Here is a 14414-nt window from a genome sequence, read left to right on the forward strand (position 1 = left end):
TCATGGAAACACCAATAACCGATTATGATGAAGAAGTAAAAAATTGTTCTTGTTCTTATTGTGGAAACAATTGTGATGACATAACATATCTGTTAAAAAATAATAACATTGTTGGAGTTCGACATGCATGTCGTATAGGCGCAAGTAAAATAATAAACGATCAAGATCAAAGATTACTAAATCCTATGGTAAGAAATGAAGAAGGACTCCTTGAAGAAACAACATGGGATGAAGCATTAGATAAAACAGCCAAATTATTATATGAAAGCACAAGACCTGTATTATATGGGTGGGGAGAAACATCTGTAGAAGCAATAAAGAAAGGAATAAAAATTGCAGAATTATCAGGCTCAGTTATAGATAATCAATCAACGATATGTCATGGTTCCACAATTCAAGCATTTCAAAATGTAGGACACCCTGTGATGACATTAGGTGAAGTAAAAAACAGGGCAGATGTAATAATATATGTTGGAACAAATCCGATGGATGATCATCCAAGACATTTATCTAGGTACACAACATTTCCTGAGGGATTTTTCAGAAGAAATGGAAGAAATGACCGGACAGTAATAACATTGGATCCTAAATTTACAAATACTGCAAAAGTATCTGATGAATGGATACAATTCAATATGAATGAAGATTATTTATTATTCAATGCATTAAGAACTATTCTTAGGGGAGAAACAATAGAAGAAAATGAAATAGCAGGAGTACCAGTGGAACAATTAAACAAGTTAATAAACATAATGAAAAACGCAGAATATGGCGCATTATTTTTTGGATTAGGCGTATCTCAGACACTAGCAAAACAGAAAAATGTGGATGTTTTAATTCAATTAATAGAAGATTTAAACAGATATTCTAAATGGTCTATGTTACCTATGAGAGGATTCTTTAATGTAAGTGGATTTAATATTGCATTAACCTCTGAAACAGGGTATCCTTATGGAGTGGATTTTTCAAGAGGATATCCTAGATTTATGGTGGGTGAAACAACAACTATTGACTTATTAAATAGAAGGGAACCTGATTTTTTCATGGCGATTTCAGCAGATCCTGGTGTTCAATTTCCAGGATATTCAATACAACACTTAACTCAAATTCCTACAGTACAAATTGATACGCATTGGGGACCATACACGGAATTATCGGATATTGTTCTGCCAAGTACTAGAGTTGGCGTGGAAACAGAAGGAACAGCTTATCGTATGGATTCAATTCCACTGTTCATGAAAAAAGTAATAGATAAACCTGAAAACTGTCATTCAGATGAATGGATTTTAACAGAATTATATAAAAGAGTAGAAACACTAAAAAATGGGGATGAAAACTAATGGAATATGTTCTAAAAAATGGAATAGTATATGATCCAAAAAATAATATTGATGGAGAACAAATGGACATATTCATCAAAGACAATAAAATAGTGGATAAGGTATCAAATAATGCAAAAATACTTGATATAACTGGTAAGTTGGTTATGCCAGGGGGAGTAGACTTACATTCTCATATAGCAGGTCCAAAATTGTCTATAGGCAGATTATATCGGCCTGAAGATATTAGGCGAGGAATCAAACCAGCAACCAAAAATGATATTTCCGGTTTTGAAGCAGGATTCTCATTACCTACTTGTCCAACAATAGGATATCGTTACACAAAAATGGGTTATACTACAGTTACAGAAGCAGCTGTTCCCCCATTAGAAGCAAAACATGCTCATGAAGAAATAAACAGTATTCCTAATTTGGATATTCCTACACTAACATTATTCGGAAACAATTGGTTCATGCTAAAATATGTGAAAGAGAACAGGTTGGATGATTTAACATACTTTATATCCAAATGGTTAAAACTAGCTAAGGGTTATGGTATAAAAATTGTAAACCCCTGTGGAAGTGAAGCATGGGGTTGGGGAAAGAATGTTGACGGACTAGATGATCCTGAACCTCATTGGGGAGTTACTGGACGTGAAGTAATAACATCACTAACAAAAGTCAATGAACGATTGGGACTTCCACATTCAGTTCATGTACATACAAATGATTTAGGACATCCAGGAAATTATCTAACCACATTAGAAACATTTGATTGTGTGAAAGACATAAAAAAGAATAAAAATGTGGATAGAAATCAAGTAATGCATTGTACACATATCCAATTCCACGCCTATAAAGGAACATCATGGAGAGATGTGAGTTCTGGTGCTACAGAATTAATAAATTATATAAATAAGAATGAACACTTGACCTGTGACATAGGACAAATAACTTTTGATGAAACTACTACAATGACAGCAGATGCACCAATGGAATATGATTTATTCAGATTAACCGGACTTAAATGGGCTAATAAGGACATAGAAGTGGAAACCTCTTCCGGCTTAATTCCATCAATATATTCCAAACATGCTCCTGTAAGTGTATTACAATGGGCTGTTGGTTTAGAATTTTTCATGGGAGTGAAAAATCCATGGAAAATAGTGTTAACAACTGATTCACCTAATGCAGGACCATTTATCAGGTATCCTAAAATAATTTCCTGGATTATGAGTCAAGAAAAATTACAGGATATGTTGGATAATGAAGTCCATAATTGGGCAACAAAAAGAACAGACCTGGGCACTTATGACAGAGAATATTCTTGGAATGATATAGCTATAATTACAAGGGCAAGTCCGGCAAAAATACTTGGATTGAATGATAGAGGGCATTTGGGAGTAGGTGCTAAAGCAGATATTTCTGTATATGATATTGATGTAGATAATTTTGATCCAACATTAAAATCCAATTCAGAAACCCTTGAAAATAAATTATTAAACAGTATGTATACTATTAAAGATGGAGAAATATTGGTTAAAGATGGAAACATTGTTAAATTAGTTAAAAGTAATCATATATGGTGTAATATTAATGGTTTAGAAAAAGAAGAAGAACAATTAATTAATAGAATAAAACCGGAGTTCAACAAGTATTATACAATAAAATATGAAAATTATGGGGTTAATGATCATTATATTAAACCAGAAACAAGATTGAATATTAATTATGGTGGTGTCTCCAATGAAAATAATTAATCTGAAAAAGACTGTATCAACAAAAATATCCATAGAATTTGATAATGTTCTTCCGGAATTAATATATGATAAATCTGAAAAAGAAATTGAATCAGTTATAGTTTATTATGGAAACAAGGAAAAAAAATTATCTGACTTCTTTGATATAATAGTGGAAGGAACTTGTGATAATTCTAATGATTGTAAAATAATTATTGACGGTGATTTATCTAGGATAAAGCGAATTGGATATAACATGTCCTCTGGAATTATTGTTGCAAATGGTAATGTTGATTTTCATGTAGGTGCTCTCATGTCTGGAGGTCATATTATAGTAAATGGTAATGCGGAAAGTTATGCTGGTCGAGAAATGTCTGGGGGACTATTGGAAATCAATGGTGATGTTAAAGAATTCTGTGGCTCATCATATGCTGGTGATTGGAGAGGAATGTCTGGAGGAAAAATTGTTGTCAGGGGTAATGCCGGAAAACAGTTAGCAGAGTATATGATGGGTGGTGAAATAATTGTTGAAGGAAATTGTGATATTTTAGCAGGAGTTCACATGTCTGGTGGTTTAATATCTATTGGTGGCAATGTTAACCAATGGGTGGGTGGACAAATGAAAAAAGGAACTATTATAGTTCAGGGTAATCTAGAGAAAATTCTTCCATCATTCAAGTTACAGGAGATAATTCATAATCCTAAAATTAATGGAAATTACTTTATTGGAAAATATGAATTATATTCTGGAGATAATAGTGTGAAAGGTAAAGGTCAGTTATGGCTTAAAAAATAGGATATTATGAAAGTTGAATCAATAATATTAAAAGAGAATCAGTTAACTGAATATGTAGTAAATAATTTTGAGGAAGGAGCTATAGTTGAAATTTCATATAATAGAGTGTTTGTTCCCGGAAAAATTGTGCACGTTTATGATGATGCTACAGTTACTATTCAATTAATGGGTGAATTATTAAATCAAAGGGTGGATATTGATTTTAATGAAGTTAAACACGAGTTATTAGAAATAGTTTATACTTTTAAAGATAAGTCTGTTACATTAATTCTGGAAGATTAAAAAAAAGTTTTAATTGGAAGATTTTGTTTATTCAAGTACTGTATGTCTTGCTTTTAAATCTTCCTCTGTCTGTCCTAAGTTATGCATCATTTGGGCAATTGTTGAATCTAAAAATATTAATGCGCTAATTTCAAAGATAGTTCCCATAGGGGATAATGTTTGATGTTGCCCACTTATTTGACGACGAATATAGTTTGGTTCATCATCTATTTTGGTTCTTCCCTGAAGTTGTACAATAAGATCTGATTCTTTAGCTAAAGTACTGTCTGTGTATGAGGTGATTGCAATTATTTTTGCACCTATACTTTTTGCAATTCCTGTAGTACTTACTATATAACTTGTTTCACCAGAACCTGATATTGCAATTAAACAATCTTTGTCTGTAATTGCAGGGGTTATTGTTTCTCCTACAATGTATACGTTTAGTCCTAAGTGCATTAATCTCATACCGAAGGCTTTAGCAACTAAACCTGAACGTCCAAGTCCCATAATAAAGACATTGTCAACTTCTGAAATCATGTTGGTCATTTTAGTTATTTCTTCTGAACTAACTGATTTTGTGATTTTTGAAACATTTTCAATTATATCATTTAGTGCATCATCATAAATCATGTTTTTACCTACAATAATTAACTTTTCAATTTAACAGATAATGAATATTTTAATTTTATTATCATTAAATTATATGTAAACATTTATATTTACATTTTACTAATCTAATTTTATAACAAGTATATTTGTTGTGTGGTTGATTTTATGGTTGGTAATAAGAAATTAAATCTTGAAATTAATAATGTTCTTTATGATTATAAATTATTTGATACATTAAAATCCGTAAAATTAAATAAATCTCAACGTAAAGCTGCTAAGGATTTGGGTATATCACATACGGTTTTAAATCGTAGAATTATTAATGCTGAGAAGTTGTTGTCTGAGAAGTTGGTGGTTGTTTCAAATAGTGGTTCTCATTTAACAGCGTTTGCATTGAATTTACTTGATGAATATGAATCTTATGAGCGAAGATTGGTTGATGACAATGTTTGGACGATGGCGGGTGGTTTTGTTTCTTGTGAATTTATTCGAGAATTAGCTAAAGCTTATCATTTGGATGATATAAAAATTATTCAAACTGATTTAGAAACATCATTGGATTTGGCACGTAAGGGTATTGTGGATATTGTTGGTTTTGACGATCCGGTACAAGCATATATTCGGAATTTGGAACCTGTTGCTTTGGGTAGGGATAAGTTGATGTTATTGACTCATGATGGTGATGAGTTTAATGATTTGTCTGATTTAAATGGTTTGAAATTTGTTGAGGTTGAGGGTTCTGCTCAAAGACTTGCCTGGACTACTCTTGCTAACTATGATTTGGATTTTGATATAGTTACTTCTGTTGATTCATTCCATGAAGCTATTTGTATGGTTGAACAAGATTCTACCCTATATACTTTTATAAATAACAGTCTGTCATATACATATCTTAATACAAATGATATATTATCCGAAGATACTCGTCATATAATAAGCGCTTTGAATGTTAAAAATAGTGTTGAAGTAGAAAGTTTCCTTAATTTTGCATCACATAATGCACAAAAATTAACTTCTAAATTTGGTTTCGAACCATTATAAAAAAAAATTTGAAGAAATATTATTCTTCAAGTCTGAACCTTTTAATTGCAAAATCCTTATCTAAAGATAATACAAATGAAGCTGCACGAGGACCCTGTTTTTTACCCAAAATTGTTTTATAAATAGCTTGGAAAGCTTTTTGAGGCTTCATACCCAGAGCTTCAAGAACTTCATACATACGATCATGGAATTCAACATCATTATCAAAAGTTTCATTTTCTAAAACATCAGCCAACTGTCTTAAAAACTCTTTTTGTTCATCATTAATTTCAATACGAGGTAATTTCTTCATAACTTGGAATTTAACAAATTTAGGAGCATAAATCTCTAACCAATTGTTAACATATTCTAACCTTTGTAAAAATGTATTTTTATCCCATTCACTTAAATTATCATAACTCACATCTTCTAATCTTGAAGGTAACTGATGATTATTTTTAAGAATTTCATAAATCTTATCGGATTTACCACTAGCAACTTGATAAGCTACTGTTAAGAATCTGTATGCTGGTTGGAATGGCATTTCATCAGGTAATTCATTAATTTGGGATATTTCATATATTTTAGTAAGTTTTTCTTTTTCTTTTTCATTACTTGCTTCTTCTATTCCATATGCAATTCTTTCTACTCTATCATACTGATCCATCAAATCTAAAAATCCCATTTTAGGTGAAAAATCTTTAGGTTTCAATGGTTTATTTCTGAATATGAAATAATTTAAAGTTTCAGGTTTTCCTATTTTCAGCCAAGCCTCTGGACTAAAGAACACACCTTTTGATTTGCTCATAGCATCACCATCAAGTGTTATCCATTCATATGGTACTGGATATGGTGCAGGATAATCAAATATCTCCTCGGATATGATTTTACTAACATCATATGATCCACCACTAGCTGCATGGTCTTTACCGAATGGTTCACAGGTAATATTTAATATTTTCCATCTTGCAGCCCATTCTACTCTCCATGTTAATTTACCTTTACCTGTAGTATAATCCATTTCTCCTTCATGACCACATTCACATTTATATTTTATGGTAGTTCCATCATAGTCATAAGCTTCTGTAGTATTAACTCTTCCACATTCACTACAAATAGGATTATATGGTAACCAATTATCTTTAAGTGGATGTTCACGATATTGATTGAATATTTCTCTAATACGTTCTGCATTTTCTAATGCAATTTTTGTAGCTTCAGTATAAAATCCATTTTTATACATATATGCTCCACTTTTAATTTCAAGATCTTGAATATCAAAAGATTCTAAAGCAGAAGTAAATGGTTTTTGGAAATGTTCAACAAAATTGTCACAACAACCTTCAGGACATGGAATTTCATAGTAAGGTTGTCCGAGGTATTTGTCATATGATTCTGGTAAAGGGTAAGGTACTTTTCTTAGAGGATCATAATCATCAGCTATCCACAGTGTTCTTGCATTTTCACCTAATTTTCTTAATTCTTTACTTACAGCATTTGCAATGAACACGTCACAACTATTACCTATATGTACTGACCCAGATATTGAAGTTCCACTTCCAATTACGTATTCATCTCTTCCTTCTTTACTTAATTCTTCAGCAATTCTTTCAGTCCAATGTTTACTCATCTATATCACAATAATTCCTTTTTTATAAAATTTAAAGTTAACTAATAAATTAAAATAATTTTTAAATAAAAATAATCTATTTTTCATTATATGAAAAAATCATTAATAATATATCTATGTAATTTCTAGTTTATAATTTTATCATAAATAGTCACTTTTTTTAATATTAAAAATATAACTATATAATATATAAAATTTTTAGTAATGTGAATAAACATGTATGTAATAATAGTAGGTGCAGGAAGAGTAGGGCTAAATCTTGCAGAATCATTAATACATGAAGGGTTAAGTGTAACAATAATTGAAAATGATTCTACAATATCCGAAGAAGTAGCAGAGGAAACTAAAGCAATGGTAATTAATGGTGATGCAACAAGTGTACAAATATTAGAAGATGCAGATATATCTGATGCTGATGTTTTTGTAGCTGCAACTGGTGATGATAAGGTTAATCTTTTAGCAGCAGTACTTAGTCAAAGTTATAGTAATATTCAAAAAAGAATTGTCAGAGTAAATGATTTGGAACACGAAAAGGCATTCAAAAATGTTGGAATAGATATTACAGTAAGTCCTGAAGCAGCAGTAGCAAGATACTTGGAAAGAATAATTACTCGACCAAAAATAGCTGATTTAATAGTTTTAGGAAGAGGTTCAACAGAATTACTTGAATTAAACTTAGAAAATAAGAAGTTATTTGGAAAAAAAGTTCTGGATTATAGTCCGACTGAAAATTTTATTGTATGTGCTGTTTATGATGATAATGAACTTGTTATTCCTCAACAAGACACATTATTCAAAGAAAATCAGAAAATATCTGTTATCACAAAATCAAATTATATTCAAGAAGTTACAAAGTTTTTTGCACCATAATCTTTTATTATAAGAGAATGGATTAATAGGAATAATTCCTATTACTTCTCTGCCTATAGGAGGACAGTACTTTTTTTTTTAGTCAAACACTGTTTTTTCAGCTTTATCTAGCCAATTATTAACTATTTTTATTGCACAATAATTACCACACATGGTACATGTGTCATCAGCTTCTGGTGGTCTTTTGTCTCTGATTGCCTTAGCATCATTAGGCCACATTGCATGTTCATATTGTTCTGTCCAATTTAAAGATTTTCTTGCATCAGCCATTTTAATATCTTCTTCTCCAAATCTTTCAAGATCTATTGCAAGGTCTCCTGCATGGGCACCTATTCTTGTAGCTATTACTCCTTCACGTACATCTTCTTTATCTGGTAATGCAAGATGTTCTGCTGGTGTAACATAACATATGAAATCTGCACCATATCTTGCACATTGTGCTGCACCTATTGCGGATACAATATGATCATATGCTGGTGCAATATCGGTTACAATTGGTCCTAGCATATAAAATGGCGCATTTTTACACATTTTCTTTTGTATGTTTATGTTAGTTTCAATTTCATTGATTGGTATGTGTCCTGGTCCTTCTACTATTGTTTGCACTCCTCTTTCTCTTGCCCTGTCAACAAGTTCTCCTAAAACTATTAGTTCTTGTATTTGTGCACGGTCTGTTGAATCAGTTAATGCTCCTGCTCTCATAGCATTTGCCATACTTAAACATACATCATATTCTTCTACTATGTCTAATATTTGATCATAGTTTTCATATAATGGGTTTTCAGCATCGTTGTGCACCATCCATGATGATATGAATGAACCTCCTCTACTGACTAATCCTCCTTTTCTTCCTTCTCTTTTTAATCTTTTTAGTGTTTCTCGATTTACTGAACAATGGATTGCCATGAAGTCTATACCATCTTTTGCTTGTTTTTCAATATTTTTTATCATATCGTCAGGGTCCATGTTTATTGCTGCACCATCATTTTCGATTGCTTCTACGGCAGTTTGGTAAATAGGCACACTTCCGACAGGTTTGTTGGTATTTTTAAGAACAGTTCTTCTGATATGGTCTAAGTCTCCTCCAATACTTAGTTCCATTAGCGTGTCACAACCTGCTTCTTCGGCTACTTTTGCTTTTTCTAATTCTTCGTCTAAGTTGCAGATGTCTGTTGATGTTCCTATTGTAGCATTAACTTTTGTTCTTAAATTTTTACCAATACCTACTGCTACTGTTTCTCTTTGATTATTGTCTGGTATTGCTATGTATCCTTTTGCCACCATTTTTCTTATATATTCAGGATTTAATTTTTCATCTTTTGCAACTTGTTTCATTGCTTCAGTAATGTTACCGTTTCTTGCTTCGGTCATTTGTGTCATTTTTATATACTCCCTTAAATTGTAATTAATTGTGTTCTACACTAAGTTATTATGGCCATAATGAACTATTATTAACTTAGTTTATAGGAGTATTTAAAGTTTTTAAGAGTTTTATTTTAAAATTTAAGTTTAATTTACAAATTAAACAGTTTATTAATTAAATTTTATTGGTGTTTTTCATTTTAATTTATTGAATGGGATATTTTTAAATTAATTTTGAATGTAAAAAAATTAGTTGATAGGGGGAGGTTAAAAGAAAAATTTTTCTTTAATAATCTGTTTCTGACCATATGTCATTCATTTTATCAAAAGCTTGGTCAGCAGTAGGAATGTTTGTCTGAGTACCTTGTGTTTCCACGATGTATGATGAAACGGTACTTGCAAATCTTCCACAAGTTTTCAAATCATTATCTCTTAGGTATAAACTTAAGAAAGCTGCCCTGTAAGAATCACCCGCACCTGTTGGATCAACTGCTTTTGTTGGAACAACTTCAATATTTATTGGGTCTTCATTTTTAGCATAAATAATACTACCTTTATCTCCAAGGGTTTGAATTACCATATTAATATCTTCTTCAAGTAAATCTTCAACAGATTTTTCTAGTAAATCACATATATGATCTATTTCATGCTCATTTCCAAAGAGTATGTTACAGTTTTTTATCATTTCTTCAAGATTTTTAGTTGTATACAAGTGTAAATCTTGTCCTGGATCAAATGATACTAATTTATTTGATTCATAAGCATATTTTCCCGCTTTAATATTGTATTCTGGATCTCCTGTTGCTAAATGAACAGCACGTGCTTGGTCAATGGCAGCTTTAGGAACAGGGCTTGTTTCATATTCCTTTGCAGCACCCCAATAAAAATAAAACATCTGTTCATCTTCAGGGTTTGTTAATACAAAAGCTGTAGGCGTATTTGCATCTTCTGAAACTATCATATCAGAAATATCAATACCTTCTTCTATCATTTCTTGTTCGTACTCACTATCCTTAAAGTCTTTACCTATGCATGATATTAAACCAACATCTAACCCCATTTTGCTCGCGACAACTGCAACATTACCTGCAGCACCACCATGTAATTTTTCCATTTTATCTACAATAGCGGATGTGTTTATTTTTGAAAATTCTTTAACTTCCATAATATAATCAAAAGCTGTGTGTCCTAAAACTAGTAAATCCACGTTTTTCATGTTATCCTCCGAAATACTCTTTAATATGGTTTCTTTTTAAGCGTGTTAAAATAAATTGTAATTAACATTGTGTTTATTATTTTGATTTGAACAAAGGCAGAATATTGTTGATAATGAAAAAATATTCTAATTTTTTGTAGTAATACTTTTTTCTATCTAAAATAATTATGCCAAGTATCCTATAATTATTATGTAATTACATAATTATACTATTTGTCATGGAAAAAAATTATTATTAAAAGCTTCAAAAATAAGATTAGGTTTTTCAAATGTTTGAACATAAAATATTTACTTATGATAATTTATTATTGGGATTATCCATTTTTTCAGGGTTACTGGTTGGAAGTATAATAACCGGTATTTGCATATATTACCATTTAGTAATTTTTGGAGTAAATATTGATGTTTTTATTGCCCCTGTTGTTGCAGGTTTTGTTGAAACATTTGTTTCAATGTACCTTAGAAAAAAATCTTCCGGAGCAATAAGTGCTATAATTTTGTTCTTCTTAACAAATGGTATAGGCTGGCTTTTCCCATCACAACCTTTAACATTTAATATATTTACTGTTGGAGGTTTTTTATTGATGTTACAGGCAGCATTTCCTTTGTTAATAAATTATTTAATAATTGGGATATTTTTAGCATTCACTTATTTATTGGGCCTTGGTGGTAGTTTTATTGGTTCAAAGTTTAAAAATCAAAATGATTCTCAGTTAACCTTTAGCGATATTGAAGATACTGCACAATTAAAATTGCCTATATTAAATTCGAAACCTAATGTTCCTATAGCAAAGTATCATGGTTTGATTTGTGTAGAGGATGTAATAGAATTTGAAGAAAAGAATAGAAAAGAACAGATTAAATATATAGGATCTAATGTTGAAAATAAAAATATATTGAAGCTTAACGATTATGCAATGTCACGTAAATATATATTACATCTTCTTGAAGAACAGGCACTTAAATTAAATGCTAATGCAATAATTGAAGTTGAATTTGAATACACAAATTATAATCAGCAAATACCTCCAGACATAATAATAGCTGCATATGGTACCGCAGTAACTATTGATGAACAATACCTTGATTAAATTATTATTAATTTTAAATTTTTTTCTATTAAAAATGAGTTATTTTAAAAAAGGGGATTAAAATGATGAGATTCTTTTTTGATTATTGTTCCCATCGTTTTCTGTCAATTAATTCTTGTTTTTTACCAGCATTCCATCCACCGGATGCACTTTCTGAATGTCCTACTTGCTGTACATATCCTGTTATACGGTCATACCATTCAACATTTTTTGTTTCTCCACAATGTGTACATGTTGACTGTAATCCTTTCATTAATGTTTTACAGTTTATACAGAAACTAAGTGCACTACTGTATGCCCAGAATCCGATATCTGTTTTTCTTGCAATTTTGTTTGTTAAGCTCATTAAACTATCTGGGTCACTGTAACTTTCTCCCATAAATGCGTGGAAGATATGTCCTCCTTGTGTTAATGGATGGTATTCTGATTCAATTTTTATTTTTTCAGGTAGGCTCATAGGTGTATCTACTGGAACGTGGCTACTGTTTGTGTAGTAAGATGCATTGCTGTCTCCGTTACATATTACTTGGTCTGGATATTTTTCTCTGTCCATGGTTGCAAATCTGTATGCGGTACTTTCTGCAGGTGTCTGGATTACTCCCCATCTTAGGCCGGTTTCACTTTTAAGTTGGTCTGCCCTATCATTTATGTGTTGTATTATTTTATGTCCTAATTTGTTTGATTCCGGATCTTCTAGACCTGCACCTGTTTGTGCTAGTAACATTTCATTTAAACCTACAAATCCGAATGATAATGTACTGTTGTCTACTTGGTAGTATGGGTCTTCGCCCATTTTTTGTGTTAGGAATGGTAGTAATTTGTAATCATTTAAGCATTTTAGTGCTCTTTCTCTTCTTATTAAAAGTACTTCTTCTACGATTTTCATGTAGTCATCTAGGTAGTCGAAGATTTCGTTTTCGTCTCTTGCATTGTATCCGATACGTGGTAGGTTCATGGTTACATATGCTAGGTTTCCTGTTCTAAGACAGTCTTTTTCCCAGTCTCCTGTCCAGTTGTCGGATAATCTGGTTCTGCATCCCATATAGTTTGCATGGTTTCCCATGTATTTTGGTAACATGTTGATGAAATATGCGGTTCCGAACTTAGCGGATAAGTAGTGTACTCTGTCAATGTCTTCTTGGAATTCTGGTGTTAAGCATTCTTTTCTTAGGTAGTATATTGTGTTTGGGAAGAGGTGTGGTTTTCCTTCTGAGTCTCCTTTGATTAGTGCTTCTGTGAATGCTCTTTGTAAAAGTCTTACTTCTTTTTCATAGTCTCCGTATACTCCTACTACTTTTCCTCCTGGTCCATATGCTGGTTCGTTTTTCAGGAAGTCTGGGACTGTGAATTCTAATCCTACGCTTGTGAATGGTACTTGTCCTCCACGTGCTGCGTATGCCATGTTGAGGTTGAATATTAGCATTTCGACGGATTGTTTGATTTTATCATATGGGAGTCCTGCTGCAAATGGTGCTACAAATACATTCCATAGACTCATTGCTTGTCCACCACTCATGTTTTGTTGTGCTGCTAGCATTATTTCTCCTGAGTGGTTCATGAGTGTTTCTATGTGATTTGGTGATCCTGCTACGCTTGTATGGTCTCCTGTTCCATCTACTTTTAGTCCGTATCTTATGAATTGTCTTAAGTCGTGTTGTAAACAGTTTATTGGTCTTCCTGCGAAGAATTCTAGGTCGTGTATGTGTACTGTTCCGTTCATGTGTGCATCGGCTAGGTGGTGTGGTAGTATGTTTAGGAGTGTGTATTGTTTTAGGGATTCGTCTGCTACGTATTTGTGTATTGTTTCTGGGTTGTGCATCATGTTTGCATTATCTTTGTTTCCGTTTTCTATTAGGCTTGTTATGTTGTATACTGGCATTCCTAGTCTTGTGTATTTTCTTCTTAGGGATTCTAGTCCGTTTTCTGTTAGTTTGGTGTTTACCATTTCTCTTATGATTGGTGCTGTTAGGTAGTCTAGTTGAAGTTTTTTGAGTTCTTTGTATACTTCGTTTGCTATTTTGTTTGCGAGTTTTGGTGTTGTTTGTGTTTCTTGTATTAATGTATTTGCTATTTTGGTTTTGTCGAATGCTTCTATTGTGTCTCTTCCTGTTCTTACTCGGAGTGTGTTATTATTGTAGTATTTGTCTGCTAGTTTGGTATTTTCTTTTTTTAGTAGTTTATATATGAGATTTTTTATTTCTTTTGTTGTTATGTTGTCATGTGCTTCTTTGGATACTTTATAGGCTATTTTTTCTGCTAGGCCTAGTGGTATGTTTATCATTATGCATGATTTTATTAGTTTTTCGTAGCTGAATTTTTCTTTTATTCCATCGTTTTTTATTACGTGGATTTCGTTTAAGTTGTATGTGTCTTGTATTGTTTCAGGATCTTTCATCATTTTAATCACATGTTTTTTTTTCTAATATTATTTTTAGTTTTTGTTAATATATAAAAATTAGTATTTTTAGTTCGTATCTATTCAAATAGTTCGTATTAAA

General features: G+C 31.7%; 12 protein-coding genes. 7 read left to right on the plus strand and 5 right to left on the minus strand.

Translation table 11 applies throughout. The annotated features are described in order from the left end of the window. Positions 1-2 precede the first annotated feature (2 nt). Genes PXD04_RS13020 through PXD04_RS13035 form a run of 4 tightly spaced genes read left to right on the plus strand, consistent with a single transcriptional unit; the run spans position 3 to position 4136 of the window. Positions 3-1340 (plus strand): formylmethanofuran dehydrogenase subunit B, encoded by a 1338-nt coding sequence (locus PXD04_RS13020; RefSeq protein WP_323737303.1) that lies wholly within the window; start codon positions 3-5, stop codon positions 1338-1340. Next, positions 1340-3079, plus strand: coding sequence for a formylmethanofuran dehydrogenase subunit A (locus PXD04_RS13025; RefSeq protein WP_323737304.1), 1740 nt, complete (start codon positions 1340-1342; stop codon positions 3077-3079). Before PXD04_RS13020 ends, PXD04_RS13025 begins: the two co-directional genes overlap by 1 nt. Further along, on the plus strand, positions 3066-3854 hold the full coding sequence (locus PXD04_RS13030) for a formylmethanofuran dehydrogenase subunit C (protein WP_323737305.1): 789 nt from the start codon (positions 3066-3068) through the stop codon (positions 3852-3854). The genes PXD04_RS13025 and PXD04_RS13030 overlap by 14 nt, the downstream gene beginning before the upstream one ends. 6 nt (positions 3855-3860) lie before the next feature. Beyond that, a complete protein-coding gene (locus PXD04_RS13035; protein WP_323737306.1) occupies positions 3861-4136 on the plus strand; it encodes a DUF2097 domain-containing protein in 276 nt (91 codons plus the stop codon). 27 nt (positions 4137-4163) lie between these two features. Here PXD04_RS13035 and hxlB read toward each other — a convergent pair whose 3' ends face one another. Continuing rightward, positions 4164-4748 carry a 6-phospho-3-hexuloisomerase gene (hxlB, locus tag PXD04_RS13040; RefSeq protein ID WP_323737307.1) on the minus strand — a complete coding sequence of 195 codons (585 nt, stop codon included), beginning with the start codon at positions 4746-4748 and terminating at the stop codon, positions 4164-4166. Between the two features lie 144 nt (positions 4749-4892). On the opposite strand from hxlB, the gene PXD04_RS13045 reads away from it, so the two are divergent. Next, entirely contained in the window at positions 4893-5768 is an 876-nt protein-coding gene (locus PXD04_RS13045) for a LysR family transcriptional regulator (RefSeq protein WP_323737308.1), read from the plus strand. Between the two features lie 19 nt (positions 5769-5787). Here PXD04_RS13045 and lysS read toward each other — a convergent pair whose 3' ends face one another. Further along, on the minus strand, positions 5788-7377 hold the full coding sequence (gene lysS / locus PXD04_RS13050) for a lysine--tRNA ligase (protein WP_323737309.1): 1590 nt from the start codon (positions 7375-7377) through the stop codon (positions 5788-5790). A gap of 216 nt (positions 7378-7593) precedes the next feature. On the opposite strand from lysS, the gene PXD04_RS13055 reads away from it, so the two are divergent. After that, positions 7594-8247, plus strand: coding sequence for an NAD-binding protein (locus tag PXD04_RS13055; RefSeq protein ID WP_323737310.1), 654 nt, complete (start codon positions 7594-7596; stop codon positions 8245-8247). A gap of 78 nt (positions 8248-8325) precedes the next feature. On the opposite strand, the gene thiC is transcribed toward PXD04_RS13055, so the two are convergent. Beyond that, positions 8326-9627: a phosphomethylpyrimidine synthase gene (gene thiC, locus PXD04_RS13060; RefSeq protein ID WP_323737311.1), complete on the minus strand. Its 1302-nt coding sequence runs from the start codon at positions 9625-9627 to the stop codon at positions 8326-8328. Positions 9628-9895: 268 nt separating this feature from the next. Then, positions 9896-10825, minus strand: coding sequence for a carbohydrate kinase family protein (locus PXD04_RS13065; protein ID WP_323737312.1), 930 nt, complete (start codon positions 10823-10825; stop codon positions 9896-9898). 269 nt (positions 10826-11094) lie between these two features. Between PXD04_RS13065 and PXD04_RS13070 the strand changes: the two genes are divergently transcribed. Continuing rightward, positions 11095-11916, plus strand: a complete 822-nt coding sequence (locus tag PXD04_RS13070) for a heavy metal-binding domain-containing protein (protein WP_323737313.1) — start codon at positions 11095-11097, stop codon at positions 11914-11916. A gap of 82 nt (positions 11917-11998) precedes the next feature. Here the strand turns inward: PXD04_RS13070 and nrdD are convergent, their stop codons facing one another. Further along, on the minus strand, positions 11999-14311 hold the full coding sequence (gene nrdD, locus PXD04_RS13075; protein WP_409988294.1) for an anaerobic ribonucleoside-triphosphate reductase: 2313 nt from the start codon (positions 14309-14311) through the stop codon (positions 11999-12001). Between the last annotated feature and the right edge of the window lie 103 nt (positions 14312-14414).

The organism is Methanosphaera sp. ISO3-F5, assembly GCF_034480035.2.
In the GTDB taxonomy this organism is placed as follows: Archaea; Methanobacteriota; Methanobacteria; order Methanobacteriales; family Methanobacteriaceae; genus Methanosphaera.